20 protein-coding genes are annotated in these 26,595 nt (G+C 65.5%); 8 read left to right on the forward strand and 12 right to left on the reverse strand.

What is annotated here, in order from left to right; genetic code table 11:
- Positions 1–129: 129 nt before the first annotated feature.
- The gene (gene sepH / locus ACSVHC_RS02250; RefSeq protein WP_437773249.1) at positions 130–1,500 is read left to right on the forward strand and encodes a septation protein SepH; all 1,371 of its coding nucleotides are present in this window, start codon (positions 130–132) and stop codon (positions 1,498–1,500) included.
- A gap of 23 nt (positions 1,501–1,523) precedes the next feature.
- Here sepH and ACSVHC_RS02255 read toward each other — a convergent pair whose 3' ends face one another.
- From ACSVHC_RS02255 to ACSVHC_RS02270, 4 genes are all read right to left on the reverse strand, one after another.
- Positions 1,524–2,240: a thymidine kinase gene (locus ACSVHC_RS02255; protein ID WP_437773248.1), complete on the reverse strand. Its 717-nt coding sequence runs from the start codon at positions 2,238–2,240 to the stop codon at positions 1,524–1,526.
- Positions 2,233–3,462 (reverse strand): alkaline phosphatase family protein, encoded by a 1,230-nt coding sequence (locus ACSVHC_RS02260; protein ID WP_437773247.1) that lies wholly within the window; start codon positions 3,460–3,462, stop codon positions 2,233–2,235. The genes ACSVHC_RS02255 and ACSVHC_RS02260 overlap by 8 nt, the downstream gene beginning before the upstream one ends.
- On the reverse strand, positions 3,462–4,190 hold the full coding sequence (locus tag ACSVHC_RS02265; protein ID WP_236817024.1) for a DUF5998 family protein: 729 nt from the start codon (positions 4,188–4,190) through the stop codon (positions 3,462–3,464). The genes ACSVHC_RS02260 and ACSVHC_RS02265 overlap by 1 nt, the downstream gene beginning before the upstream one ends.
- 67 nt (positions 4,191–4,257) lie before the next feature.
- A complete protein-coding gene (locus tag ACSVHC_RS02270; protein ID WP_439180562.1) occupies positions 4,258–6,951 on the reverse strand; it encodes a bifunctional acetate--CoA ligase family protein/GNAT family N-acetyltransferase in 2,694 nt (897 codons plus the stop codon).
- A gap of 54 nt (positions 6,952–7,005) precedes the next feature.
- Between ACSVHC_RS02270 and ACSVHC_RS02275 the strand changes: the two genes are divergently transcribed.
- Positions 7,006–9,543, forward strand: coding sequence for a DNA gyrase/topoisomerase IV subunit A (locus ACSVHC_RS02275; protein ID WP_437773245.1), 2,538 nt, complete (start codon positions 7,006–7,008; stop codon positions 9,541–9,543).
- 28 nt (positions 9,544–9,571) lie between these two features.
- On the opposite strand, the gene ACSVHC_RS02280 is transcribed toward ACSVHC_RS02275, so the two are convergent.
- On the reverse strand, positions 9,572–9,952 hold the full coding sequence (locus tag ACSVHC_RS02280) for a VOC family protein (protein WP_437773244.1): 381 nt from the start codon (positions 9,950–9,952) through the stop codon (positions 9,572–9,574).
- Positions 9,953–10,079: 127 nt separating this feature from the next.
- On the opposite strand from ACSVHC_RS02280, the gene ACSVHC_RS02285 reads away from it, so the two are divergent.
- Both ACSVHC_RS02285 and ACSVHC_RS02290 read left to right on the forward strand, forming a co-directional pair.
- On the forward strand, positions 10,080–10,598 hold the full coding sequence (locus ACSVHC_RS02285; protein ID WP_437773243.1) for a DinB family protein: 519 nt from the start codon (positions 10,080–10,082) through the stop codon (positions 10,596–10,598).
- 9 nt (positions 10,599–10,607) lie between these two features.
- Positions 10,608–11,690 carry an NAD(P)H-dependent flavin oxidoreductase gene (locus ACSVHC_RS02290; protein ID WP_437773242.1) on the forward strand — a complete coding sequence of 361 codons (1,083 nt, stop codon included), beginning with the start codon at positions 10,608–10,610 and terminating at the stop codon, positions 11,688–11,690.
- Here the strand turns inward: ACSVHC_RS02290 and cydD are convergent.
- The 3 genes from cydD to ACSVHC_RS02305 are packed head-to-tail and all read right to left on the reverse strand — an operon-like array spanning position 11,687 to position 17,817.
- On the reverse strand, positions 11,687–15,082 hold the full coding sequence (gene cydD, locus ACSVHC_RS02295) for a thiol reductant ABC exporter subunit CydD (protein ID WP_439180564.1): 3,396 nt from the start codon (positions 15,080–15,082) through the stop codon (positions 11,687–11,689). The genes ACSVHC_RS02290 and cydD overlap by 4 nt on opposite strands.
- 3 nt (positions 15,083–15,085) lie before the next feature.
- Entirely contained in the window at positions 15,086–16,183 is a 1,098-nt protein-coding gene (gene cydB, locus ACSVHC_RS02300; RefSeq protein ID WP_437773240.1) for a cytochrome d ubiquinol oxidase subunit II, read from the reverse strand.
- 20 nt (positions 16,184–16,203) lie between these two features.
- Entirely contained in the window at positions 16,204–17,817 is a 1,614-nt protein-coding gene (locus ACSVHC_RS02305; protein WP_437773239.1) for a cytochrome ubiquinol oxidase subunit I, read from the reverse strand.
- 276 nt (positions 17,818–18,093) lie between these two features.
- Between ACSVHC_RS02305 and ACSVHC_RS02310 the strand changes: the two genes are divergently transcribed.
- Positions 18,094–18,480, forward strand: a complete 387-nt coding sequence (locus tag ACSVHC_RS02310) for a BlaI/MecI/CopY family transcriptional regulator (protein WP_078105520.1) — start codon at positions 18,094–18,096, stop codon at positions 18,478–18,480.
- Between the two features lie 6 nt (positions 18,481–18,486).
- Complete coding sequence (locus ACSVHC_RS02315) at positions 18,487–19,479, forward strand: M56 family metallopeptidase (RefSeq protein ID WP_437773238.1); 993 nt, start codon at positions 18,487–18,489, stop codon at positions 19,477–19,479.
- A gap of 25 nt (positions 19,480–19,504) precedes the next feature.
- Here the strand turns inward: ACSVHC_RS02315 and ACSVHC_RS02320 are convergent, their stop codons facing one another.
- Complete coding sequence (locus ACSVHC_RS02320) at positions 19,505–21,613, reverse strand: DNA gyrase/topoisomerase IV subunit B (RefSeq protein WP_437773237.1); 2,109 nt, start codon at positions 21,611–21,613, stop codon at positions 19,505–19,507.
- A 222-nt stretch (positions 21,614–21,835) separates the two neighbouring features.
- Here ACSVHC_RS02320 and ACSVHC_RS02325 point away from each other — a divergent pair, with 222 nt between their 5' ends.
- Positions 21,836–22,057 carry a DUF7455 domain-containing protein gene (locus tag ACSVHC_RS02325; protein WP_437773236.1) on the forward strand — a complete coding sequence of 74 codons (222 nt, stop codon included), beginning with the start codon at positions 21,836–21,838 and terminating at the stop codon, positions 22,055–22,057.
- A gap of 84 nt (positions 22,058–22,141) precedes the next feature.
- Here the strand turns inward: ACSVHC_RS02325 and ACSVHC_RS02330 are convergent, their stop codons facing one another.
- Positions 22,142–22,768 (reverse strand): FMN-binding negative transcriptional regulator, encoded by a 627-nt coding sequence (locus ACSVHC_RS02330; RefSeq protein WP_439180565.1) that lies wholly within the window; start codon positions 22,766–22,768, stop codon positions 22,142–22,144.
- Between the two features lie 47 nt (positions 22,769–22,815).
- Positions 22,816–23,757, reverse strand: coding sequence for a DMT family transporter (locus ACSVHC_RS02335; RefSeq protein WP_437773235.1), 942 nt, complete (start codon positions 23,755–23,757; stop codon positions 22,816–22,818).
- Between ACSVHC_RS02335 and ACSVHC_RS02340 the strand changes: the two genes are divergently transcribed.
- Entirely contained in the window at positions 23,756–25,168 is a 1,413-nt protein-coding gene (locus ACSVHC_RS02340; RefSeq protein ID WP_437773234.1) for an aminotransferase-like domain-containing protein, read from the forward strand. The two genes, ACSVHC_RS02335 and ACSVHC_RS02340, sit on opposite strands and share 2 nt — an antisense overlap.
- Positions 25,169–25,263: 95 nt before the next feature.
- On the opposite strand, the gene ACSVHC_RS02345 is transcribed toward ACSVHC_RS02340, so the two are convergent.
- Complete coding sequence (locus tag ACSVHC_RS02345) at positions 25,264–26,559, reverse strand: RNA polymerase sigma factor (RefSeq protein WP_437773233.1); 1,296 nt, start codon at positions 26,557–26,559, stop codon at positions 25,264–25,266.
- Between the last annotated feature and the right edge of the window lie 36 nt (positions 26,560–26,595).

Genomic DNA, 26,595 nt, shown 5'->3' on the forward strand with positions numbered 1-26,595 from the left:
GGTCCCGATCGCCGTCGCAGGGAATGCCGGAAATCGCGGAATATCGCGGCGCGCCCTTTGTCCTAGTAGGAAAAGGCCGTAGCGGGTGGCAGAGTTTCGAATGTCAGATAGGCCATGGTGGAGGATTTTATGCGGGATCTACGGCTGGTTGGCGTCCACGACGACGGCGGACATCTCCTGTTGAGCGGTACCGGCGGCGAGATGTTCCAGCTTCCGATTGATGAGGCGTTGCGGGTTGCAGCGAGCCGGACACCTGCCCAGGTGGCCGCACGTGCTTCCATCACGCCCGTCGCCATGTCCCCGCGTGACATTCAGTCGCGCATCCGCAGCGGCGCTACGGCCGCTGAGGTGGCGGAGCTGTCAGGGCTGCCGCTTGCCAACGTGCAACGTTATGAGGGTCCGGTACTTGCCGAGCGCGAGTACATCGCCCAGCAAGCCCGCAAAGTCGAAGTCGCTGCCCCGGCCCCCGGCCAGGACACCTACCGCGCGGCGTTCGGCGACGAACCCGCAAGCCTGGGCGAAATGGTTGCACACCGGCTCAGGGCCCATGGGATCGATTCCTCTACGGTGGAATGGGATTCCTGGCGCCGGATCGATGGCACGTGGACCGTCGTCGCGCGCTTCGAAACCAAGCCAGCCAGCCTGGAGAGCATCGGCGAAGAGCCACCGGCCATGTGGACCTTCCATCCCGCCCGCAAATCCATCCAGAATGCCAACCGCTGGGCCCAGCAGCTCAGCGAACTGGAACCCCTCGATGGACCTGTACCGGCCCGGCGACTCTCGGCCGTCTCCGACCGGCCCTTTGACTTTGAGGCCGACGCCGGGACCGCCGCCCGTGCGGCCGCAGCCGCCGCAACCAAGGAAGCCGATGGGCTCCTAGACATGCTGCGCTCACGTCGCGGACAGAGGCTGGGACTTGACGAAGACAGCGACGACGCTTTGGCGCTGCTTCTAAGCAGCGGCGTCCCGGCTGCGCATCCGCGGCCGGGCGATGTCGAAGACGGACTTGCGGACAGCGAAACAGCTGACAACGAGCCGGGCGACCCAGTCACGGACGAGCAGCTTGAAGCCGAACCCGCCCCCAGCCGCCGTGACGCGCGTGCATCCATGCTGTCGCGGCTGAGCCTCGCCCCGAAGCATGAGGACAAGGAAGACGACTCCCTCCATCTTCATGACGGTGTCAGCACGGATACCCGTGAAATCACGGTGATCCCCGGAGCCCTGCGCCCCGTGACCATGTTGCGCGGCAGGAACGACAACGACGGGCAGACCGGGCAGGACGAGGGGCGAACCCCTGGAGCAGCGTCACCGCGGGCGGGCTTGGACGAACTGCTCGGCGGGGCTCCCCGGAGGGAACGCGAAGAGCCGAGGGCCAGCCGTGACGGGCACAAAGATGAGGAAGCTTCCGACGCGGGGGCGGCCGAACGCCAGCCGTCACGGCCCAAGCGCTCCAGTATTCCCAGCTGGGATGAAATCGTCTTCGGGACGCGCGGAGACTAGGCGGCTTTCAGTTCGTTGCGGCTTCAGCTGACGCCGTGCCAAAGGCAAGCGTCGACGTCGAACGGCAGCAACTGGTCCCGGCTCGCCATCAGGTTGGCTCCGTGGGCCGTGACCCTGCGCATGTAGTGCCTGCGGCATAGGGTCTCGTATCCGACGACCGGGTGCGACACGTCGACTTGCTCCGGGATAGCCTCCGCCTGGCCGGCCTCCCTGGCAACGTCTCCCACTACGACCTGCTCGCCTTCGACCACCATGATGCCGCCCACGGTCCGCGCATTATGTGTTGCCCGGCGTCCGCACCAACAGAGCGCTTCGACCTGAAGGACCTGGACCCTGTCCGCGAGCTCTACGAAACGCTGGGATCCGGGGAACAGCCGGGTGCGGAAGTCTGATGTGATTCCGAAGGCGAACACGTCAACGCCCATCTCATCAACCACGCGCGCCAGCTGTTCCACTTGCTCTGGTGAGTAGAACTGGGCTTCGTCACAGATCAGGTAGTCCACTTTGAGGCCCGTGGTCCGGCGCCGGACAACTTCGTCCCAGAAATCGGTGGTGTCAACGACTTCGACGGCGGCCGTCTGGAGACCGAGCCGGCTGGAGATGACGGAACCGCCGGCGCGGTCGTTGCAACTGAAGCGGACCCCGCCCCGGCCGCGCGCACGGTGGTTATAGTCCATCTGCAAAGCAAGGGTGGACTTGCCGCAGTCCATGGTTCCGGAGAAGAAGATCAGCTCAGCCACGGCGGCCCTTGGGACCTCCGGCTTGGAAACAAAGCAGCGGAACTTCGCGCTCGGCCCTGGTCAGGGAACCATGCTGCCCCACTACCTCCAAGGCAGTCGGACGGACGCGGCGGACGTCATAGAGCGCCAAAGTGTCCCGGGCGGCGATCATGACGTCCCCGATCCGGGGGGAAACCTCCGGTCGGAAAACACCGAAGAGTCCGGCGTCAAGAGCCTGCTCGCGGGTGAAGGCCCAGATCCGCTCCCCGAAGCGGGCGCGCCAGGCATCCAACAGGGCTTTCCGGTGACGCTCTCCGGCGTCGGGCTCGAGGTACAGGTGGACCATGCGCGGCTCCCCTGCCGTGTGCCGGACCCCGGCGATAAGGGCAGGATCGGCGGAGTAGTCGATGCGCTGCGACTCGGGAACGTCGAGCATTCCATGGTCGCCGGTGAGCAGGATGGTTGTCCCCGCGGGCAGTGAGGCGGAGAGCCTTTTGACCGTTGAATCGATTTCTTCGAGCTGGTGCTCCCAGCGATCGGACTCGCAGCCGTAGCGGTGCCCGGCTTTGTCCAGCTCGTTGACGTAGAAGTACATGAGGGAGGCGGTTCCAGCTGCCATTTCCTCCCCCGCCGCTGCTGTCCGGGCGTGGAGCGAGGTGCCGCCCACGAACCGGCTTCCCCGGAGCGCCGCACGGGTCATCGGCGACGCACCGAACTGGGGCAGGCTCACTGTGACGACGTCGGCGTCAGCAGCAACGCGTTCGAAAATTGTCGGGAACGGCTGCCAGTGCAGGGGGTCGACTCCAGCGTCCCAATTGCCGAGCAGGTTGACTACCTTGTCCTGGTCAGGATCCAGGACGTCATAACCCACCATGCCGTGTTCACCGGGCGTGCGGCCGGTTCCAAGGCTGGCCAAGGACGATGCCGTGGTGGAAGGAAAAGCCGAATCAAGCCACACCGGGACGGCCCCTTGTCCCGAGTTCGCAATTGACCTCAGAAACGGAGTGTGGGCGGCCTTCTGCTTCAGGAGATTGCGCCCCAGGCCATCAGCGAGGACAACGCACACACGTTGCGTTGACGGCAGGTGCAGTTTGTTTTCGAAGCCGGGCAGGCCCATGCTCGCCGCGGCACTGGTGAAGACCTCGGCGATCGACTTGCTGCCATACAGCGGCGCGCCGGGAAGCTCAGGGACGGCGCTGGAAACGCGGACGGTTTCCTGGGCGACGGGTTCCGACGTCGCCATCAGCGCTGGTGCCCGCGGCTCAGCCTGTTGCCGAAGACGCCCGAGCGCAGTCGCGGAGCGGAGATGGTACCGGGGTGGACCGAGGGCCCGGGAGCGCCTGTGTTCACAGCCCGCAACGCGCGGGCGAAGACCTTCGCGTCCTGGACAGCCCTGGGTCCGTCGGCCTCGGAACTGATCCGCAGCACGATGTCCTCCTGCGAGATGGTGCCCGTATAACCATGGTCGGCTTCGCACTGGGGATCGCCGCAGCTGGCGGGTCCCACATCCAGGCGCTGGCCTCCTGACCAGGCAATGGACAGGGTCAGCTCCCTGACGGGGTCGCTTGGAGTGTAGTTCTGCGGCTGCGCATACATGTAGCTCAGGACCACCGAGCGGATTTGTGCCACAGGCACGGACTCGGTGGAAATCTGGGCGACGATCTGCTCGCCGGCTTCGTCAAGCTGCTGGTCGTCGACGTGGGTGATCACCAGCATGTCCTCGGTGAGGACCAGGACCGTGATGTGCCGCCGGACCTCGGCACGGTCGAAATGCGTTTCCAAATGCACCAGGTGCGCAAGGCAGTCGCGCCCGTCCAAGGCGTCGGCCACAACATCGGCAACAAGGACAGGATAGAAACCTGCGCGTTGAAGTGCCTGGTCCAGGCTCTGCCCCTGCGAGCTGTGGTTGTGTGCTGCATGGTGCCCGGTGGTAGCCGGACCGGACGGAGGCGTCGGGGACTTCGAGCTCATTCCCCCATTTTCACAGATCGGCTGGGGACTTCATAACCGTCCGGCCCTCCGACGGTCAACTGCCAGCTCAGCCGAGCATCGCACGGCGGGCACTGTCCGTACGCTGTGCGGCATTGCCAATCCAGACCTCGGCGGCAAGGATTTTGACGCCCCGGGTCCCCGCCAGGACGGGATTGAACTCCACAAGGGCAATTCCTGGGTGTTCGTCCTTGAGTCGGACCAGCCGTGCTCCCATGTCTTCGAGGGCCGCCACGTCCACCGCAGGCAGCCCTTGGTAGCCAAACAGTTTCAGGGAAGCCCGGGGCGCCCTGATGAAGTCGTGGAGATCGGTGGAGGACAAGGGAGGCACGCGGTGCGCCCAATCGTCCAGGAGGTTCACGGCGTCTCCCGCCAAACCGAAAGAGACCACGGGCCCCAGGAGCGGATCCTCGATGGCCCGGAACGTGCAGGCCTGCCCCACGGAAACCATGGCCTGCACCTCTATCGCAGCTGAACCGTAGGGTTCGAGGGCACGACGCATCTGCGCGATGTTGCGCCGTAGCGAGTCCGGATCCTCGATGTCCAGCCGCACGCCGCCCAGGTCCAGGCGGTGCCGGAGGGCGGGATCCGTGGTCTTGAGCACCACCGGCCAGCCGAGCCTTTCGGCAGCGGCTACCGCTTCGTCGTCGCTCTCGAACACAGCTGAGGGCACGACCGGGATGCCGTAACGGGACAGCAGCGCGGCCGCTTCGCCGTCGTCGAGCCGTACCAATTGCTCCCCCGGGACGGAAGACAGGAGCCGCTCGATGTGTTCGCGGGTGCCCTCGCGGTCGCAACCAGGAGGCTCGGTGAACATGCCTTGGTCCCGGTCCAGCCACTTCGCGTAACGGACCACTGCCGCCAAGGCCGTCACCGCGCTGCCCGCGCTGGAGTAGCAAGGAAGGGAGGGTCCGGACTCCCCGTTTGGGGCGAGCAATCCATCCAGCTGCACGGAAGTGTCGAGGATCCCGGTGAAAGCAGCCACGACGGGCTTGCCGGCCTCTGCCGCGCATTCGGCGAGCACTCCTGCGATCGCTTCCATCGTGAGGCTGCGGGACGGCACCATGGCCGCCACCACCGCATGCACGGAATCGTCGGCGAGGTTCTTCCGGAGGCTGCGCCGCAGCCCTTCCCGCGATGCGGACATCCCCGCGTCCAGGTCCACGTCGGTGACGATCCTGTCGACGACGAGTCCCTGGGGCGCCGCGTTGTCCGCCACGACCTTCCCGAAGGCCGCGGAATTGCTGTAGACGGCGAGCGCCGGGCCCTTGGGCAAGGGCTGGCTGGAAACGATTTGCGCCACGTCCATGAGTTGTTCGATGGTTTCGACCGCAATGACGCCGGCCTGGCGCATCATCGCGTCCAGGGCCGCCACAGGGGCCAGCGTGGTCCTGACGACATGCCCCGGCGGAAGGCGCAGCCCGGTGACATCCGATTTGGCAACGATGACAGGTTTGCTGCGCGACAAGCGGCGGGCGAGCCGGGAGAACTTGCGGGGATTGCCGATCGACTCCAGGTAGAGCCCGACGGCGACGGTATTGGGATCGTCTTCCCAGAACTGCATGACGTCGTTTCCGGAGATATCGGCGCGGTTGCCGGCGGACAGGAACGAGGAAAGGCCCAGGCCCCTGCGGCTCGCCGCAGCGTAGACGGACACCCCGATGGCCGCGGACTGCGAAAACAGCCCCAATCCCCCGCGTCGCGGAAGGCTCGGGGCCATCGACGCGTTGAGCGAAACCTCCGGGTTCGTGTTCACGATCCCCAACGACTCGGGGCCTATCACGCGCATCCCATAGGACCTGGCTTGGCGCACCAGCCCGCGCTGCCTCCGCAGCCCCCGCTCGCCGTCGTCCGCGTAGCCGGCTGTGGCGACCACCAGGCCTTTGACACCGGCCGCCCCGCACTCATCCACGACTTTCGGCACTTCCTCGTAGGGAACCGCAATGATGGCGAGCTGCACCGGCCCGGGGACGTCGGCGATCCGGGCGAAGGACTTCATGCCGGCCACCTCGAAGGCCTCGGGGTTGACCGCATAGACCGCGCCGGTGAAGCCACCGTCCAGGATGTGCTCAAGAAACTGGTGCCCTACGGTCCCCCATCGGCGGCTGGCGCCCACCACGGCGATCGACGACGGCGCCAGCAAGTCCCGTACGCTGCGGGCCTCCGCGCGGTGCTCCCGCGATTCCATGACGGCCAGGGACTTTTCGGTGGGGTCGATGTTGAATTCAACGCTGACGACGCCGTCGTCGAATTTGCGCGCGAGCTCGTAGCCGGCATCTGCGAAGACCCGGAGCATTTTGCGGTTCTCCGGCAGGACCTCGGCCGTGAAGCGGCGGATGCCGTTCTCCCGGGCAGCCGCGGCCAAGTGTTCGAGCAGGATGGAACCGATCCCCCGGCCCTGCTGGGCATCGGAAATGTTGAAGGCTACTTCGGCCTCCGTGGGGTCCTCGAGCCGGTCGTAGCGGCCGACGCCCACGATCTCTCCGCCGATCGTGATGACGAACGCCACCCGGTCCTTGTGGTCCACTTCGGTGAAGCGGTGCAGTTCCTTGCTGGAGAGTCTCGGTTTGAACGAGAAGAACCGCATGTAAATGGAAGTCTCGGACTGCGCGGCGTGGAAAGCCTGGAGGGCGTCCGCATCCCCGGGTGAAATAGGTCTCAAGGGGGCTGTTCCGCCGTCGCGAAGCACGACATCGGCCTCCCAATATTCCGGATATACGCCGGCGCCGGGCTGATCCACCATAGGCTTAGCCTAGCTAAGTCTTCCGCAGTACACGTTTAAGGATCCACCGACTCCATGGCACGCAGCCAAAGTCCCTCCCGCGCAAACGCGGCCTCGGCCGCCGTCGACGGGGACTTCACCGAGAACATCATCGATATCGACGTCACTTCCGAGATGGAAGGCTCCTTCCTGGAGTACGCGTATTCGGTGATCTATTCCCGCGCTCTCCCCGATGCGCGCGACGGCCTCAAACCCGTCCAGCGACGCATCCTGTACATGATGAGCGACATGGGCCTGCGCCCGGACCGCGGGCATGTGAAGAGCGCCCGCGTGGTGGGCGAAGTCATGGGAAAGCTGCACCCCCACGGTGATACCGCCATCTATGACGCCATGGTGCGCATGGCACAGGACTTCTCGCTGCGCTTGCCCCTGATTGACGGGCACGGCAACTTCGGTTCGCTTGACGACGGCCCGGCAGCACCGCGTTACACGGAAGCCCGGCTCGCCGCGGCTGCGATGACGATGACCGAGAACCTCGACGAAGACGTGGTGGACTTCGTCCCCAACTACGACAACCAGCTGACCCAGCCGGACGTCCTGCCCTCGGCCTTCCCTAATTTGCTCGTCAACGGCACCACGGGCATTGCAGTCGGCATGGCCACCAACATGGCTCCCCACAACCTCGTGGAAGTCATCGCGGCCGCCCGGCACCTCATCGCCAATCCGGACGCGACGCTGGAAGACGTCATGCGCTTCGTGCCGGGCCCTGACTTGCCCACAGGAGGCCGGATCGTTGGCCTGGACGGCATCCGTGATGCCTATGCCACGGGCCGCGGTTCGTTCAAGACCCGCGCCAAGGTGGAGATCGAGCAGCTGACCGCGCGCCGCACCGGCCTGGTGGTGACCGAACTCCCCTACATGGTGGGTCCGGAGAAGGTCATCGAGAAGATCAAGGATGCCGTCAACGCCAAAAAGCTGACAGGCATCAGCGATGTCATGGACCTTACTGACCGCAAGCACGGACTACGGCTCGTGATCGAGATCAAGAACGGCTTCAACCCCAACGCCGTGCTGCAGCAGCTCTACCGCTTCACCCCGATGGAAGACTCCTTCGGCATCAACAACGTGACTTTGGTGGATGGGCAGCCCCAGACATTGGGCTTGCTCCAGCTCCTGCAGGTCTACGTCGGCCACCGCATATCGGTCGTACGCCGCCGCACTGCCTTCCGCCTGGGAAAGAAGAAGGACCGCCTCCACTTGGTGGAGGGCCTCTTGATCGCGATCGTCGATATCGACGAGGTCATCCAGATCATCCGCTCCTCGGACGAGGCATCGGCGGCGCGCGAACGGCTGATGTCCATCTACGACCTGTCCGAGATCCAGGCCAACTACATCCTGGAACTCCGCCTGCGCCAACTGACGAAGTATTCGCGCATCGAACTCGAAAAAGAGCAGGAAGAACTGCGCCGGGAGATCGCCGAACTCGAAGCGATCCTGGCGTCCGACCTGCTCCTGCGCGGGCTGGTGTCCGGGGAATTGGCCGAAGTGGCCGAGAAGTACGGCACCCCGCGACGCACCGTTCTCCTCGAGTCCGAGGCAGTATCCCCCACCGTCGCCGCGGCGCTCGCAGCAGCTGTCCCGGCGGGCAAGGGCAAGGCCGCAGCTCTACCGCTTGAGATCCCCGATGACCCTTGCTGGGCACTCCTCAGCGCCTCGGGCCAGATCGCACGGACCTCCAACCAGGAGCCGCTGGCCGAAGCAGGCCCGCGGAGCAAGCATGATGTCTACCGCTCCGTGGTCAAGACGACCGCACGCGGCGAAATCGGCGCGGTCACCTCACAGGGCCGCATGCTCCGGGTACAGGTCATGGACATGCCGGCGCTGCCGCCCATGTCCGGCCTGCCCAATCTTGCCGGGGGCGTCGCGGCAAAGGACTTCATCACCCTGCTGAAGGGCGAAACGCTCGTGGCGTTCGTCCCGCTGGATGCCGTGTTGGCCATCGGAACGGTCCAGGGCGTGGTCAAGCGCGTCCAGCCTGACTACCCGTTGAACCGCGAGGACTGGGAAATCATTGCCCTCAAGGACAAGGACACCGTGGTGGGCGTGGAGCCCGCCCCTGACGACGACGTCGACCTCGTCTTCGTGACCCGGCTTGCGCAGCTCCTGCGGTTCAGCGCCTCTGCCGTTCGGCCGCAGGGCCGTACCGCGGGCGGCATGGCGGGCATCAAGCTTGGCGACGGAGACGAAGTCATCCACTTCGGCACGGTGCTCACCAACGACCCTGCCGCCGTCGTCGTGACGATCGCGGGCAGCAACGGCGCGCTGCCGGGAACTGCTCCGGGCACTGCGAAGATCACCCCGTTCGAGGAGTACCCGGCCAAGGGCCGGGCGACGGGAGGTGTCCGGGCCCACCGTTTCCTCAAGGGTGAAGACACGCTGCTGCTCGGGTGGGCAGGTCACGGTCCGGCGAAGGCATCATCCAGCGCCGGCGTTGCCCGCGCACTGCCACAAGAGCACGGCCGCCGTGACGGCTCCGGCGTTCCCCTCTCCCAGCCCGTGGATGCCATTGGTGCGAGCATGGCGTGGGAAGAAGGAAGCGCCGAGGAAAATTGACCGGAAGCTAAAACCCGAATGCGCTCGGCTACATCGTGGCGATACTGAGGATGTTTCCTTCCGAGTCGAGGAACCAGGCTCCCCTTTCGCCGTCCGGCAAGGTGGCTACGCCGTTTTCGGTCTTCAGGCCCGGGAAGTCATAGTCCTCGAAAACGACTCCGCGTGCCCTGAGATCGGCCATGTCCTGGTCCAGGTCCGTGCTCTGGAATCCCAACTGGGTGTTCTTGGCGGTCCCGGCATTGGGCGTCTCGTAGAGCAGGAAAGCGGTGCCGTTGGCGCACTTGTACATCAGGTTGTCTGTGGCCTCCGGGTTATCCGGTTCGAGGCCTAGCTTGTCGCGGTAGAAGTCGCGGGCGCGGGCGATATCGCTGGCAGGGAGCACGCCGGCGACGTTTAGATCCTTTAGCATGGCAATTTCACTTTCCAGGCTTCCCCACAGCACCTAACTTTACTCCTGATCGGGCTGATCAGTGCTGGGACAGGCCTCTCCCCGGGCGGTGTGACCGGATCAGGAATCCGGGCCCTAGACTACTGCCATGCCGATCATTCCCGATGACAAGGACTGGACCTGGGTCCTGTCCACGCCCTGTCCCGAATGCGGCTTCGACGCCGCCACTGTGACCCCGTCCACCGTCCCGGGGACAGTCCTGAGCATGCTGCCGCGTTGGCGGTCCGTTCTGCGCCGGGAAGACGCCTCCGCGCGCCCGGATGAACACACATGGTCGCCCCTGGAGTATGCCTGCCACGTGCGGGATGTCTTCAGCCTCTTCGACCAGCGCCTGAACCTGATGCTGCGGGAGGACGATGCCCACTTCGCCAATTGGGACCAGGACAAGGCCGCGATCGACGGCGACTACGCCAATGCCGACCCCGCGGAAGTGGCTGCGCAGCTGGCCGCCGAGGGCACCCAGATTGCCAACTCCTTCGCCGCTGTCCACGAAGATGAGTGGCCCCGCACAGGGGTGCGCAGCAACGGCTCCACGTTCACCGTGCTGACGTTTGCCCAGTACTTCCTGCACGACGTCGTCCATCACCTTCACGACGTGGACGGCTAGGCGGCTGAGATGTCGTGGAAAGACACGCGCGCAACCCGCCTCTTCAATATTGACTTGCCCATCGTCCTTGGTCCTTTCGGTGGCTTGTCATCGGTGGAGCTGTCGGCCGCGGTCAGCGAGGCCGGCGGGCTCGGTTCCTACGGCCTCTACGGATACGATGCGGAGCGGATTGCCGCCACGGCCCGCGAGCTTAGGGAGGCCACAAGGAAACCTTTCGCGCTGAATCTTTGGCTCCCCATCGAGGGCGAAGAGCCGCCGACAGCAGACGCCCGGCAGTTCGCGGCCTACGTGGACATCCTCCGGCCGTATTTCGAGTTGGTGGGCGTGGAACCACCCACGCAACCGGACACCTACCTGCCGGATCTGCAGGAACAGATCCAGGCGGCCCTCGATGCCCAACCGGCCGTGCTGAGCTTCGTATTCGGTGTTCCGTCCGAGGCTGTCATCGAGGAGGCCCACCGGAACGGCATCGTGGTGGCAGGTACTGCAACCACTGTTGACGAAGCCGTGGCCCTGGCTGCCGGCGGCGTTGACGCGATCGTTGCCACGGGGATGGAGGCCGGCGGTCACCGGGTTTCCTTCCTCCGCGCCCCGGAGGACTCGCTGGTCGGGACCATGGCCCTGGTGCCCCAGGTGGTGGATGCCGTCCCGGTTCCGGTCATCGCCGCAGGCGGTATCTCTGATGGCCGTGGAGTCGCTGCCGCCTTGGCGCTTGGCGCGGACGCGGTCCAGATCGGTTCGGCCTTCCTGGCCACGCGGCAATCAGCCATCAGTCCGGCTCACCTGGCCGCGATGCGCGGACCCGATGCCGCCCACACTGTCCTGACCCGGGCCCTCAGCGGCCGCTTGGCACGCGGTATTCCCAACCGGATCATCGCGGAACTCGCCGATCCTGCTGCACATGCCCCGTTCCCGATCCAGAACTGGCTGACCGGCAAGTTCCGGCCCGCCGCGGCTGCACAGGGAATCCCGGGCCTGATGTCCCTGTGGGCGGGCCAATCGACGCCGCTCATCCGGGAGAACGACGCAAGGAAGTTCGTGGACAATATCGTCGAGTCGGTGGACTCGATCTTAGGACGGCTTCTCGGCTAGTTTCCGCGCGCCACCGCCGGAATCGCCGAGGACGAGCCCAGATCCAGCGGGGAGTCGCCCCCGGCGATGTCGGCCGGGTTGTGGGTGACCAGGACCACCGTGACGTCCTTCAGCCCGAACCGCAGCTCCGCCATCATGAGGCGTCCGGCCTCGGCGTCGAGATGGGCGGTGGGCTCGTCGAGGAGCAGGACGTCTGCGCCGGTGAGGAGCGTGCGGGCCATAGCGAGCCGTTGGCGTTCTCCGCCGCTCAGGAACGAACCCGAGGGGCCTATGCGGCTGTCAAGGCCCCCGGGAAGCCCGGACACCACTCGGGAAAGCCCGACGGCCGCCAGGGCTTTGTCCATGTCCGCTTTGGAGGGCTTGCGGCTTGCCGGGCGGGCGAGCAGCAGGTTGCCGCGGATAGTTGAGTCGAAGAGGTGGGCTTCCTGGGGACACCAAGCGGCATTCCCGCTGACGTAGGCCCTCCCGGATGATACGGGCAGGAAGCCAAGCAGGACGGACAGCAACGTGGATTTCCCCGAGCCGGAGGGCCCCGTGACCGCAAGCCAATGCCCGGGGGCAGCTTCGGCGCTGAGTCCGCTGAACACGGGCGGGCCGCCTGGCCACGACGCTTCGAGGTCATCCAGCTGCAGTCCCGCAGAGCCGTCGGGTCGATCCGGCAACGCCAGCACACCGCCGTCAGCTTCTGGCGTATCGAAGGCGCCGGACTGCGCGATCCGCCGCAGCACTGCGGCCAACGCCGGACCCTGCCGCACGGCAGACACCACCGCCCCGTAAGGCTCCGCGAGGGCCAGCTGAACAAGGACGACGACGGCCAGCACAGCCGGCGCGACAGTTCCGGATTGCACCGACGGTGCCGCGAGAATGCCCGCGGCCAAGGCTCCGAGGGTGCAGGCCAGCACCGTCAATCCCTGGCCTATGCCGTCAGCCCAGGCCGAACGCTGTGCGGCGGCGGTGGCCGCGTTGTCCCTCCGGGTCAAGGACGAAAGGACTGTGCCGGCCACGCCGTTGGCGCTGAGCTCCGCGCGGGCGTCGAGGGCTGCGGCAACGTCGCGCAGCACGAGTGAGCGCAGTTGCTGCTCCGAACGGGCCGCGTTGCGGTCCGCCGCCAGGGCAAGAAGAGGGGCGAGAACAAGGCCAACCACGGCGCTGCCGACAACTGCCGGCACGGTGGCGGGAACCAGGAGGGCCGAGGCGACAACCGCCGACACTGCTACGGCAAGGGCGGAGAGGGGTGGAAGGACGACGCGCGGCAGCACGTCGCGCAGCGTATCGACGTCGTCCACCACCGCTCCGAGCACATTGCCGCCCTGCAGGAGGCGGCGCAATGACAGTGCCCGGGCGCTAAGCGCCGCCCAGAGCGCGCCCCGGAGCCTTGTCATCCCGGCGAACACGGTGTCGTGGACAACGAGCCGCTCGGAGTAACGCAGCACCGCCCGGCCAATGCCGAAAAACCGGACGCCCACGATGGCTCCGAGCAAGTACAGGATGGGCGGTTGTTCGCTGGCCCGGATGATGAGCCATCCGGAGAGCCCGGACAACGCCACGGCGAACATGGCGGCGAGCGCCGCGAGCAGGACGGCACCGGCGAACTTGTAACGGACGGGCGCCAGGATGCGCGCGAGGGCCTTGAGCGTGGAGATTGTCGTGGGGGCTCCGTCCGGTGTGGTTCCGGGATTGGTGTCCCGCCGGACCGGGGCCGGCGCAGATGCATCGGATTCCAGGCGCACGTGACCGGCTTGCTCCTGCGCCGTTCCGCTGGTGAACTCGCCGCCGTCGACCTTCACGACGTTGTCCGCCAGTTTCCGGGTCGCGGCGTCGTGGGCGACCAGGATGACAGTCGCCCCACCACGCAGCCCCGCGACGGCCGAACGGATCGCGTCCGCGGACGCGACGTCAAGGTGGGCGGTGGGTTCGTCAAGCAGCAGGACCGTGGCTCCCGCGTTGAGCCCCGCCAAACCGCGCGCCACAGCCACGCGCCGCAGTTCTCCAGGGCTTAACTCGGCAGGATTTTTGGACGCGAGGTGCTCCGCGGCAGACTGCTCGAGGCAACGCATGGCCCTCGCAATGTCCGCGTCCGGCGTGGTCCCGCGGTCCATGGACGCAACGTCCTGGTTCCCACCGTTCAGGTAGAGGACGACCTCATCCAGCACCGTACCGGCGACCATGACGGGATGCTGCGGTACCCAAGCCACCGCGCCGGCACCCAGTCCGCTAATCGAGCCTTCAACGGTTGCCAGCGGCCCGTCGCCGATCGTACCGGCCAGGACACCCAGGATGGTGCTCTTGCCCGAACCGCTGCGGCCGTCAAGGGCGGTGATCTGTCCGGCTGGTGCCTTGAAGTCGATTGGCCCGACGGCGGCAGCCACCCTCCCCGTGTACCTCACCGTCAGTCCGGTGACCACGACGCCGCCGGAAACTTCGGTGCCGGAAGATCCGTTCAGCGGACGGCCCGCCGGCGACTCCAGCACGGCGTTGGCTGCGGCCAAAGCCTCACGCCCGTCGTCGCTAGCGTGGTGGGCCGTACCCAGCTCGCGCAGGGGAAGATAGCAATCGGGGGCGAGGATGAGGGCCAGCAGGCCGGCTTCCAGGCCCATGTCTCCCGCCACGAGCCGCACGCCGATGAAGACGGCGACGACCGCGACGGAGATGGAGGCTATCAGCTCCAGGGCGAGGGCCGACAAGAAGGCAGTCCGCAGTGTTCCCATGGTGCGCGAGCGGTATTCCTCTGAGAGGTCCTCAAGGGCTGCGCGCTGTTCACCGGCGCGGCCCAGTCCCACCAGCACGGGAAGTCCCTTGGCCAACTCCAGGATGTGCCCCGAGAGCCTCCGCAGCGTGGATTGGGCTTCGTGGACCCGGTCCTCGGTGTGGTGGCCGATCAGCACCATGAACAACGGGACCAGCGGCAAGGTCAGCACCACAACCACGGCACTGACCCAGTCCGCGAAGAGGATCCGCGCGCCGAGGAGCAGGGGCAACGCGGCGCAATTGACCAAGGCGGGCAGGAACTGGGTGTAGTAATTGTCCAGTGCGTCAAGTCCGCGTGTCGCGAGCACGGCGAGCCCGCCGTCGTTCACGTCGCCGATCCGTCCGGCAGCTCCGGCGCCGAGGGCGCGCCCCAGCAGCCTGGACCGCAGCTCCTCCTTGACCCCGAGGGCCGCCCGGCGCGCCGCGACTCCCTGGCCCCAGACCGTCAGCGAACGCAGGACCGCGCCAGCGGCACCCCAGAGGAGTCCTTCGCGCCACCCCATGCTGCCCGCAGCAAGTCCGGACAACATCCCCGCGATGGCCTGTGCAATCAGGACCAGGGACAGAGCCTTGAGGGAGGACAACAGACCAAGGAAGTACAAAGCGGATCGGGTGGCGGGTCCGGCGGACAGCTGGGGCTTCATCCGTTACTCGCCGGCGTCGCGGGGTGCGCGTTTCGCAGCTGGTCCGCCCGGTGCCGACTGGCCGACCAGGACCTTTGCCGCGATGGCCGGCAGGAAACCATGTGCGGCGGGAATATGCGCTGCGCTCACGCGACGGCGGAACACCCAGTAGGTCCACGCCTGGTAGGCGATGACCAGGGGCAACCCCACGGCAGCCACGATGCTCATGAGCCCCAGGGTGTAAGCGGACGACGATGCGTTGGAAATGGTGAGGTTGAAGGCGGGGTTCAAGGTGGAAGGGATGACCACGGGGAACGCCGCACCGAAGATGGAGGCGGTGGCGCACAAGAGGAACCCACCCAGGGCCCCGAAGGCCTTGCCCTCAGCTCCCTTGCGGGCAAGCACCCACGCTGCTGCGGCTGCCACGACTCCGAGGATCACCAGGATCCATGTCAACGGCTTGCCGCTGAGCAGCTGCAGGGACACCATCCATGCCAGCAGCGGCAGCAGTGCGAGCGGGGCGAGCCGCACAAACCAGCGGCGCGCGCGGTGGCGCACTTCGCCGTCGGTCTTCAGGGCCAGGAACGCAAGGGCGTGCACCAAGGCGAACGCGACCACGGCGAATCCGCCCAGCACGGCGTATCCGCTGAACCAGGCAAAGGGCCCGCCCTGGCGGTCGCCGTTCGAGTCAATCGGCAGCCCGGTGGTGGTCAACGCCAGCGCGGCGCCGATGCCGAACGCGGCCGTGAACGAGCCCAAGGCAATGGCCCAGTCCCAGACGGTCCTCCAGCGGGCGCTGTCCACTTTGCCCCGGTACTCGAAGGCCACAGCCCGGAAGATCAGGGCCACGAGGACAATGAGCAGCGGCAGGTAGAGCGCCGAAAACAGCGAGGCGTACCACAGCGGGAATGCGGCGAAGGTGGCACCGGCCGCGGTCAGCAGCCACACTTCATTCCCGTCCCACACCGGGCCGACGGTGTTCAGCAATACCCGGCGGTCGGTGTTGTTCCGTGCGAAGAGCTTCATGAGCATTCCGACGCCGAGGTCGAAGCCCTCCAGGAAGAGGTAACCCGTCCACAGCACGGCGATGGCCACGAACCAGACGGTAGGCAACAGTTCCATTCGAAAGATCCCTTTGCTTCCTAGTAGGCGAATGCCAGGACGTCGTCGCTGTCACCGGGCTGGCCCGGGGCACCCGGCGTCCCGCCGTCGTCGTCCTTCTTTTGTTTCTTCTCGCCGTGGCGGGCTTCGGCGAGCTCAGGCATCGCGGACACCACGCCACCCCGGGCGTATTTGACCAGGAGCCGGACTTCGACCACCAGCAGGACCGCGTAGATGGATGCCAACACGACGAGCGACGTGATGAGCTCGGCGGCGGAGACGCCCGGTGAGACCGCCGCGGCCGTGAACATGAACACTTGGTCGACGCCGCTGGCGTCCGGATTGGGCGCGACAACGAACGGCTGCCGGCCCATTTCGGTGAAGATCCAGCCGGCGGCGTTGGCGCCGAAGGGAGCGAGGATGCCGAAGACCGCCAGGCGCATGATCCAGCGGGCCTGCGGGACCATACCCTTGCGCGTGACCCACAAGGCCAGCAATGCGGCAAAGGCAGCGATCCCGCCGAAGCCGATCATCATGCGGAAGCCCCAATAGGTCACTTCCATGACCGGTACGTACTGGACTTCCTGGCCTGCCCGATCGCCGTACAGGGGATTGTTCGGCAGGTGGGTGCCGTACTTGGCCTTGTACTCGTCGAGGAGGCTGTTGACGCCCTTCACTTCCGTGTTGAAATCACCCTTGGCCAGGAAGGAGAGGATCCCGGGGACCTCGATCACGGCCACGATGTCGTTGCAGCTCTTGGACCCGAGGTTGCCGACGCTCAGCACCGAGAAGCCGGTGCCGTCGTGGCAGGCGGCCTCGGCCGCGGCCATCTTCATGGGCTGTTGTTCGAACATCAGCTTGCCTTGCAAATCGCCCGTGAACGCAGTGCCTGCGAAGGAGATCATGGCGACGACGGCGCCGATCCGCAGGGAGTTGATCCACACCTTGTAGTCGGCCTTGTCCCGTCCTGGGATGTCGGCTTCGCCCGCGATGGCCCGGCCGTCGGCTCCGATGGTGTCAATGCCATCGTGGCGGCGGCGCCAGAGGTGGTACCAGGCGATGCCCAGAAGGAAGGCACCGGCGACGGCCAGCGCGCCGAAGAGCGTGTGGGGTACCGCCACCATGGCGGTGTTGTTGGTGAAGACTGCCCAGGCGTCGGTCATGACGGGACGCCCGTTGACCATCGTGACGCCGACGGGGTGCTGCATCCAGGAGTTGGCCACGATGATGAAGTAGGCCGAGAAGACCGAGCCGATCACGGCGATCCAGAGGCACGCGAGGTGGACGCCACGCTTGAGTTGTTTCCAGCCGAAGATCCAGAGTCCCAGGAAGGTCGATTCCACGAAGAACGCGAGAAGCGCTTCCAGGGCCAGGGGCGCACCGAACACGTCGCCGACGAATCGGCTGTATTCGCTCCAGGCCATGCCGAATTGGAATTCCTGCACGATGCCCGTGGCCACACCCATGATGAAGTTGATGAGGAAGAGCTTGCCCCAGAACTTGGTCATCCGCAGGTATTCAACCTTGCCCGTGCGGTACCAAAGGGTCTGGATGACGGCCACCACGAGCCCCAGCCCGATGGTTAGCGGCACCATCATGAAGTGGTAGACCGTGGTGATTCCAAATTGCCAGCGTGCGATTTCCAAGGCGTCCATGGCTGTCCTTATTGTCCCGACGCCCGCTTGCGGCGTCCTTTTTCTACGTTACGTAGAACTGACTTCTTCTACACAGTGTAGAACAAACCCCCTGCGATCTGCTCACCACTCTTCCAGCGGCGTCACAGTGCCGCAAGGACACGCCGCGCCGCATGTTCTACCTCACGTAGAATCGCCGCCTGAAAAGCGGTAGATTGATGGTGGAATGTTGGATCATCGCACTTCCCCCGGTCCACGCAAACCGGCAAGGGAAGTGCGGAAAGTAGGGATGCGTTGATGGCAAGTCTTGGCGAACTGGAACGGGCGGTCATGGATCTCCTTTGGGCGGGCCAGGAGGCTGCGACAGCCAACAAACTTCGTGATCTGCTGGCGCAGGATTCCGCCGCCACGGATGGGATTGCAGGACACCAGGGTAAGGACCTCGCAGTCACCACAGTGCTGACTGTCTTGTCCCGCCTCGAGAAGAAGGGCCTCGTGGAGCGCGAACGCGGCACCCGCCCGCACCGCTACCAGGCTGTTTCGAGCCGCGCGGACCACACGGCGGACCTCATGCACGAGGCCTTGGGTTCCGCCCCGGACCGCGAAGCCGTGCTGGCTCGGTTCATCGGTTCCGTGAGCGAGAGTGAAGCCGCCACGCTGCGCAAGCTGCTCGGCAAAAACTAACCACCCATGTTCTGGACCTCATATTTTCTGGCGGTCCTTGCTTTGGTGCTGGCCTGGCCGGTTCCTGTCCTCCTTTCGCGCGCCGAGTGGCCTTCACGCGCGCCATTCATGGCCATGGTCCTCTGGCAAGCCATCGCACTCGCCGGTGGCCTCTCCATGATCGGGGCCATGCTCGTCTACGGGCTTGAGCCCATCGGCGACAACCTTATTGCAGGCGTGCGCTCCTTGGCCGGCATGGTGCTTCACAACGAGCCCACCACGGCACTGGGCTTCTGGCACCTGTTCGCTTTGTCCGCCGCGGCGCTGCTGAGCGCCCATCTCGTGTTCACCCTGCTGCTCACCTACGTCAAGATCGAACGGCAGCGGCGCAGGCACCGCGAACTCCTCGCACTTCTGGCCTCACCGTCCGACGACGGCCCTGGCACCGTGGTCATTAACCACGACTCCCCCGTTGCATACTGCTTGCCCGGCGGCGCAAGGTCAGTGACTGTCCTGTCCGACGGCCTCATGGCCGCCCTGGAGCCCGCCGAGCTCAGGGCGGTCCTCATCCACGAAAATGCCCATCTTTCCCAGCGCCACGACCTTCTTTTGTGGGCCTTCGCGGCGTGGCGCCAGGCGCTGCCCTGGTTCCCAACGACGCGACTCGCCCAGGTTGCGGTCAACTCCCTGATCGAAATGCTCGCCGACGATGTGGCCCTGCGCACCGAGAGTAAGGGGACGCTCATTAAGGCGATTGCGATCGTGGCGAGCGGCTCCGCCGGTCCCGTGGAGCAATTCGCGCCTCCCGGAACAGGCGGGCAGGACGCTTCCCCCGAAGGCAGTTCGCTGAGCGGCACCGGCGGCGCCGATTCACCGCGTACGACGGCGTCGCGCGTCAGCCGGCTGCTCTCACCCAAGCCGCCGCTTCCGGCGGCCCAGCGCACCTTGGTGCTTGCGGCGTCGGCCATGTTGCTCGCGGTGCCGACAGGCCTGCTGATCGTGCCGGGCTTGCTGGGCTGAGCGGCGTCGGATATGGCCCGCCGGATCAGGCGTCGATGCGTTCCCGGTCCAGGTCCGCAGCGCCGGCGATTATGAAGTCCTTGCGCGGGGCGACGTCCGATCCCATCAGCAGGTCAAACGTGTCTTCCGCCATCTTCGCGTTCTCGATGCCCACCTTGCGGAGGGTTCGGTGGCGCGGATCCATGGTGGTCTCGGCGAGCTGCTCGGCGTCCATTTCACCGAGGCCCTTGTAGCGCTGGATCGGTTCCTTGTATCGCTTGCCTTCCTTGGCGAGCCTGGCCAGCAGGACGTGCAGTTCGGCCTCGGAGTAGGTGTAGATCATCTCGTTGGCCTTCTGGCCCGCGTTGATGACTTCCACCCGGTGCAGCGGCGGTACTGCCGCATATACCCTGCCCTCGTCGATCATCGGACGCATGTACCGGAAGAACAACGTGAGCAGCAGCGTACGGATGTGAGCGCCGTCGACGTCCGCGTCGGTCATCAGGATCACCTTGCCGTACCGGGCGGCGTCGATGTCGAAGCTCCGGCCCGAACCGGCACCCACTACCTGGATGAGGGCGGCGCACTCCGCGTTGGAGAGCATGTCCCCCACTGATGCCTTCTGCACGTTGAGGATCTTGCCACGGATCGGCAACAGCGCTTGGAAGTCCGAGGACCGCGCCAGCTTGGCAGTGCCAAGGGCGGAGTCACCTTCCACGATGAACAGCTCGGAACGTCCGACGTCGTCCGTGCGGCAATCCGCCAGCTTGGTGGGCATCGACGACGTTTCCAGCGCATTCTTCCTGCGCTGCGTTTCCTTGTGGACGCGGGCCGAGATGCGGGACTTCATTTCGCTGACGATCTTCTCGAGCAGCAGGGCGGACTGGGCCTTGTCGTTCCGGTTCGCCGAGTTCAGGCGCGCTGTGATCTCGTCCTCGACAACCTTGGCAACAATAGCCTTGACGGCCGAAGTGCCCAGTATTTCCTTGGTCTGGCCCTCAAATTGCGGCTCTGCCAAGCGGACCGTCAGCACTGCCGTGAGGCCGGCCAGGATGTCGTCCTTCTCAATCTTGTCGTTGCCCGCTTTGAGCTTGCGCGCGTTCGTTTCGACGGCTTTGCGGAAGGTCTTCAGGAGCGCCTGCTCGAAGCCTGCCTGGTGCGTGCCGCCCTTGGGGGTGGCGATGATGTTGACGAAGCTCCGCATGGTGGTTTCGTAGCCGATTCCCCAGCGCAGCGCGATGTCCACTTCACAGTCCCGCTCCACTTCCGCGATCTTGCTGTGCCCGTTTTCGTCAAGGACCGGAACCGTTTCCTTGAACTTGCCCGCACCATGGAGCCGCCAAATATCAGTGACGCCCGAATCCGCGGCGAGGAAGTCGACGAATTCGGAAATGCCGCCGTCGTGATGGAAAACCTCTTGGTGCGGCCCGTTTTCGCCGGGGGTACCGGGGAGCCGGCGCTCATCGCGCACCGTGAGCTTGAGGCCCGGAACCAGGAATGACGTTTGGCGGGCGCGCGCCGCAAGATCCTCGAGGGAGAACTTCGCGTCCGGAGTGAAGATCTGCCGGTCTGCCCAGTAGCGGATGCGGGTACCGGTGACACCCCGCTTGGCCTTGCCCGCGACGTCGAGCACCGAGTTCTCGACGAACGGTTCGAAGACCGACGTCGGGCTGGGCTTCGAACCGATGTCCTTGAATCGGCCGGGCTCGCCCCGGCGGAAGGACATCTGGTACGTCTTGCCGCCGCGGTCCACCTGCACGTCAAGGCGGGCAGAGAGCGCGTTCACTACGGACGCGCCAACGCCGTGCAAACCGCCGGACGCCGTGTAGGAGCCGCCACCGAACTTTCCGCCAGCGTGCAGTTTGGTGAAGACGACTTCGACGCCGGTGAGCCCCGTCTTGGGTTCCAGGTCCACCGGGATGCCGCGGCCGTCGTCGTGGATTTCCACCGAATTGTCCGCGTGCAGGATGATCTGGATGTCATGCCCGAAGCCCGCCAGCGCTTCGTCCACGGAGTTGTCAATGATCTCCCACAGGCAGTGCATGAGGCCGCGCGAGTCGGTGGAGCCGATGTACATGCCCGGACGTTTGCGGACCGCCTCCAGGCCTTCCAAGACTGAAAGGTGCCGGGCGTTGTATTCAGAACTCGGTGCCACGGGCGGGGCGCTCCTTCGGGGGTGTAACAGAGGCAAAAAACACTCCTCCTAGGCTAGCTGGCCCGGAGCCCGGACGAGAGCTGCCACTCCCAATCGTGCTGGACGCCACTTCCCGGTGTTACGCACATGTGATACGCGGACAGCGAACGTGACCCATCCTTGCCATGGTTTTGCTTCGAATGCTGGTTATATGGATACACAGAACTACTAAGGAGGCCGAACATGACAACAGCAGTTGCAGACCGCACACTCAATGCACTCGACCGGTGCGACCGTTGCGGGGCCCAGGCATATGTCCGCGTTGTACTCGAGTCCTCCGGCGGTGAGCTGCTCTTCTGCGGCCACCACGCACGTGCAGTAGAGGCCACGCTGCGGCCGATGACTTCGGACTGGCATGACGAGACCGGTCGCCTTCAGGAGAAGGAACCAGTCCTCACCGACTAGCCTAAGTGGCCGGCCCCAGCGGCCGCCCGGCTGACATAATTTCACAGAGACAACGGCCCCCTCCGAATGGAGGGGGCCGTTGCGTTAACTTCCCCGCCTGGCCCGGGCGACGTCGGCAGCAATCTCCTTGTGCCCTTGGGCATCAAGCCCGGCCACCACCCCGTCGATGTCCTTGTCGGGCCGGTTCTGGCTCAGTTTGGCCTTCGCCTCGATACGGGTAATGACCAGCTCGATGCCAACGATCGCACGCAACTGGCCGGAGACGTAGCGTTCCGGCGCGTCGTCCACGGACCACGGCCGCTCGGAATCGGCTTCGTTGAGGTTGGTCAGCTGCCTGACATGGTTCCCCAGCCACGCGGCATCCTCATGGACGGCAAGCTTGCCGTAAACGTGCGCGGTGGAGTAGTTCCACGTCGGGACGACGCGCCCATGATCTGCTTTCGATGCGTACAAGGAGGGCGAGATGTAGGCGTCCGCGCCCTGGATGATCACGAGTGATTCTCCGATCGCCGGCTCAGACCATTGGGAGTTGGTTCGGGCGAGGTGCCCGTGGAGCGCGCCGTATTCGCCGATCGAGGGATCGTAGATAAGTGGCAGGAAGGTCGCCAGCAGGCCCTGCGTCGTCATGGTGACCAGATTCGCCGCACTTGGCCGTGTCAGGAGGTCGTGGAGTACGTCGGGACCGGCCTCGAAATGCGCTGGGATGTACATGGTTCTATTCTTCCTATCGTGGGACGGGCGATCTGTTGTGTTGGTCTTCAGCGGTTCTGTTCCGGTCTCTGCGGATTGAGCCGGACACGGACCGCGACGCCGGCGCAAAGGATGACGGCCAGACCACCGACAATCGTGGTCCAGCCGAGGGATTCGCCCAGCAACAGCCCTGCCCAACAAATACTCAGTACGGGCTGGACGAGTTGCACCTGGCTGACTTTGGCCATGGGTCCAATGGCGAGACCCCGGTACCAGGCGAAGAAGCCGAAGAACATGCTGACGACTCCGAGGTAGGCAAAAGCAGCCCACTGGACCGGCGAGGCCGACGGCGGCTGTTGGGCCATGGAGAGCGCCGACAGTCCGGCCATCAACGGCAAGGCCAGGACGAGCGCCCACGATACGGTCTGCCATGCGCCGAGTTCGCGGGCGAGCAGGCCGCCTTCCGCGTAGCCGATTGCCGCAGCAATGACAGCTCCGAGGAGCAGCACATCCGCCCAGTCAAGTTGCCCGAACCCACCGGACTGCGCGAATGCGAATGCGATGGCCGCACCAGCGCCTACGGCGGTGACCAGCCAGAAGGCGACAGGCGGATGCTCGCGTCCGCGGAGCACTGCGGCAGTTGCCGTTGCTGCCGGCAACAGGGCGATGACGACGGCGCCGTGGCTGGCCGGCGCCGTCGTGAGCGCGAACGAGGTGAGCAAGGGGAACCCGACAACAATCCCGGCGGCGACCACGGCCAGGCGCGCCCATTGCCTGCCTTGAGGCAGCCGCTGCCTGGTGAGGGTGAGGGCGAATGCCGCGAGCATCGCCGCGACGACGGCACGGCCGGAGCCGATGAACAGGGGCGACAGCCCACCAACCGCCACCCGGGTGAAGGGAACAGTGAAGGAGAACGCCGCTACTCCGAGGAGTCCCCACCAGAGGCCGGTTGTCGAGCGCGACGGTATCACTGGCCGAATAATTGTAGTAGCGCTACTATTGTCTCTCATGAACAACGATAGCAGTTCCAGGATTGCGATGCGACTGCGGGAATGGATCGCCGGGGCCGCGCCGGGATCCCGGCTTCCGTCCACCCGGTCACTGGTTGCCGAGTACCAGGCCAGCCCTGTGACGGTTCAGAAAGCCTTGCAGACGCTCACTTCGCAGGGCTTGATCGAGAGCCGGCCCGGCGTCGGCACTTTCGTGCGGGCCGTCCGGTCAGCACGCCCCTCGGATTACGGCTGGCAAACCGCGGCGCTGCGTGCACCGCAGGCGCCTCCCCGTTCAGCCTCCACTACGATGCGCGACACCTCGAACGCCACTATCGCCTTCCATTCCGGATACCCGGACCGGGAACTCCTGCCGGAGCGGCTTGTGCGGGCCGCTCTCGCCCGCGTGGCCCGCGGCGACGCTGCTTTGTCCCGGCCTCCGGCGGCCGGTCTTCCCGAGTTGCAGTCCTGGTTCGCGCACGAACTCGGCACCGCGACCCCGGCAGGGCTCACCCCGCCAACACCGAGCGACGTCATCGTGCTGCCCGGAAGCCAAGGCGGCCTCAGCTCGATCTTCACTGCATTGGTCGGCCACGGGCAGCCGCTGCTCATGGAATCTCCGAGCTACTGGGGAGCCATCCTGGCCGCGACGCAAGCCGGAGTCCGCATCGTCCCGGTACCCAGCGGAGCCGATGGGCCGGATCCCGAAGAATTGGCCAGGGCCTTTGAGGAGACGGGCGCGCGGTTGTTCTACGCCCAACCGAACTATTCCAACCCCACTGGAGCGCAATGGTCCACCCGGCGGGGCGAAGAAGTCCTGGACGTCGTCCGGGAGTACGGCGCGTTCCTCGTCGAGGACGACTGGGCGCACGACTTCGGCATCACGTCGACGCCGGTACCGCTTGCCGCACGTGACGACTCCGGCCACGTGGTCTATTTACGCTCCCTCACGAAGAGCGTTTCACCCGCCATCCGCGTCGCCGCCGTCATCGCGCGCGGCCCCGCCCGCGAACGTATCCTCGCGGACCGCGCTGCCGAGTCGATGTATGTCAGCGGATTGCTGCAGGCTGCGGCCCTCGATGTCGTCACCCAGCCGGCTTGGCAGACGCATCTGCGAAGCCTCCGCCATCAGCTCCAGTCACGCCGCGACCTGCTGGTCTCAAGCCTGCGCGAGCACGCCCCCCAGGCCCATCTCAGCCTCATCCCCAAGGGAGGACTGAACCTTTGGGCACGCCTGCCCGACGGGACGGACCTCGAAAAGTTGACCCGCGACTGCGAGAATGCCGGGGTGATGATCGCGGTCGGTACGGAATGGTTCCCGGCCGAACCGGCGGGACCGTTCATCCGGCTCAACTACGCAGGACCCAACCCCTCCGCTTTCCCGGAAGGCACTCGCATCATTGGCCGGGCACTCGAACGGAACAGCGCCTAGGCGAAATGCCTCCAGACGCAAAAGTGGACCCCCGGACAAATCCGTGGGTCCACTTCTTGACGGGCTGTGCCGGTTAAGGCAGGGTGTCCGTTCCTTTAGTCAAGGTAGTCGCGCAGAACCTGCGACCGCGAGGGGTGGCGCAGCTTGGACATCGTCTTCGATTCGATCTGACGGATGCGTTCGCGGGTGACTCCATAGACCTTGCCGATTTCGTCTAAAGTCTTTGGCTGGCCATCGGTAAGGCCGAAACGCATCGCAACGACGCCTGCTTCACGCTCGGACAGGGTATCGAGCACCGAGTGCAACTGCTCCTGGAGGAGTGTGAAGCTCACAGCGTCCGCCGGCACAACCGCTTCGGAGTCCTCGATGAGGTCGCCGAATTCGGAATCGCCGTCTTCGCCAAGCGGCGTGTGCAGCGAGATGGGCTCGCGGCCGTACTTCTGGACTTCAACAACCTTCTCGGGAGTCATGTCCAGCTCGAGCGCCAGTTCCTCAGGCGTAGGTTCGCGTCCAAGGTCCTGAAGCATCTGGCGCTGGACACGTGCCAGCTTGTTGATGACTTCCACCATGTGGACCGGGATGCGGATGGTCCGGGCCTGGTCAGCCATGGCGCGGGTAATGGCCTGGCGGATCCACCAGGTGGCGTAAGTGGAGAACTTGAAGCCCTTGGTGTAGTCGAACTTCTCCACTGCACGGATCAGGCCCAGGTTGCCTTCCTGGATGAGGTCCAGGAACAGCATGCCGCGGCCGGTGTAGCGCTTGGCCAAAGAGACCACGAGTCGCAGGTTGGCCTCGAGGAGGTGGTTCTTGGCCCTCTTGCCGTCGTGGATGATGAACTCGAGCTCACGCTTGAGCTTCGGGTCCATGGAGCCGTCGTCGGCGTTGATCTTCTCTTCGGCGAACAGGCCGGCTTCAATGCGGAGCGCAAGGTCGACTTCCTGCTCAGCATTCAGCAGGGCAACCTTGCCGATCTGCTTCAAGTAGTCCTTGACGGGGTCGGCCGTGGCGCCGGCTGACATGACCTGCTGGACAGGCGCATCGTCGTCGTCGGCATCCGAGTAGACAAAGCCGGAACCGGTCGTGGCAGGCTTCTTGCCCTCTTCGCCTTCCTCGACGTCCTCCGTGAGCTCTGCTTCGTCGGGAACGACGGCGTCAAAATCCTCGGCTTCTTCGGAGTCCTCGTCGGCGCCGGTGGACTTGTTGGCTGCTTCGGCAGCGGCCTTGGCGCCGGGCTTGGGCCCGCGCTTCTTGGGTGCCGGCTTCTCTGCACCTGCAGTCGAAGCATTGGCAGCACGCGTTGCCGCACGCTTCGCAGCTGTAGCCGCCTTCTTTTCTTCGGCGGACAGTTCGGCCAGGGCGGCGGGTTCCTTCTCGGCGGAAGACGGGGTCACAGAAAACCTTTCTAGCGGCGGTCTGTGGAATCACCA

It is taken from the genome of Arthrobacter sp. KNU-44, assembly GCF_051843155.1.
Classification (GTDB): domain Bacteria; phylum Actinomycetota; class Actinomycetes; order Actinomycetales; family Micrococcaceae; genus Arthrobacter.

What these genes read in the sequence shown, in the direction of transcription:
- sepH (WP_437773249.1), top strand. Translation starts at nt 130, where the DNA reads ATGCGGGATCTACGGCTGGTTGGCGTCCACGACGACGGCGGACATCTC.
- ACSVHC_RS02260 (WP_437773247.1), bottom strand. Translation starts at nt 3,462, where the DNA reads ATGGCGACGTCGGAACCCGTCGCCCAGGAAACCGTCCGCGTTTCCAGC.
- ACSVHC_RS02265 (WP_236817024.1), bottom strand. Translation starts at nt 4,190, where the DNA reads ATGAGCTCGAAGTCCCCGACGCCTCCGTCCGGTCCGGCTACCACCGGG.
- ACSVHC_RS02270 (WP_439180562.1), bottom strand. Translation starts at nt 6,951, where the DNA reads ATGGTGGATCAGCCCGGCGCCGGCGTATATCCGGAATATTGGGAGGCC.
- ACSVHC_RS02275 (WP_437773245.1), top strand. Translation starts at nt 7,006, where the DNA reads ATGGCACGCAGCCAAAGTCCCTCCCGCGCAAACGCGGCCTCGGCCGCC.
- ACSVHC_RS02280 (WP_437773244.1), bottom strand. Translation starts at nt 9,952, where the DNA reads ATGCTAAAGGATCTAAACGTCGCCGGCGTGCTCCCTGCCAGCGATATC.
- ACSVHC_RS02285 (WP_437773243.1), top strand. Translation starts at nt 10,080, where the DNA reads ATGCCGATCATTCCCGATGACAAGGACTGGACCTGGGTCCTGTCCACG.
- ACSVHC_RS02290 (WP_437773242.1), top strand. Translation starts at nt 10,608, where the DNA reads ATGTCGTGGAAAGACACGCGCGCAACCCGCCTCTTCAATATTGACTTG.
- cydD (WP_439180564.1), bottom strand. Translation starts at nt 15,082, where the DNA reads ATGAAGCCCCAGCTGTCCGCCGGACCCGCCACCCGATCCGCTTTGTAC.
- cydB (WP_437773240.1), bottom strand. Translation starts at nt 16,183, where the DNA reads ATGGAACTGTTGCCTACCGTCTGGTTCGTGGCCATCGCCGTGCTGTGG.
- ACSVHC_RS02305 (WP_437773239.1), bottom strand. Translation starts at nt 17,817, where the DNA reads ATGGACGCCTTGGAAATCGCACGCTGGCAATTTGGAATCACCACGGTC.
- ACSVHC_RS02310 (WP_078105520.1), top strand. Translation starts at nt 18,094, where the DNA reads ATGGCAAGTCTTGGCGAACTGGAACGGGCGGTCATGGATCTCCTTTGG.
- ACSVHC_RS02315 (WP_437773238.1), top strand. Translation starts at nt 18,487, where the DNA reads ATGTTCTGGACCTCATATTTTCTGGCGGTCCTTGCTTTGGTGCTGGCC.
- ACSVHC_RS02325 (WP_437773236.1), top strand. Translation starts at nt 21,836, where the DNA reads ATGACAACAGCAGTTGCAGACCGCACACTCAATGCACTCGACCGGTGC.
- ACSVHC_RS02330 (WP_439180565.1), bottom strand. Translation starts at nt 22,768, where the DNA reads ATGTACATCCCAGCGCATTTCGAGGCCGGTCCCGACGTACTCCACGAC.
- ACSVHC_RS02340 (WP_437773234.1), top strand. Translation starts at nt 23,756, where the DNA reads ATGAACAACGATAGCAGTTCCAGGATTGCGATGCGACTGCGGGAATGG.
- ACSVHC_RS02335 (WP_437773235.1), bottom strand. Translation starts at nt 23,757, where the DNA reads ATGAGAGACAATAGTAGCGCTACTACAATTATTCGGCCAGTGATACCG.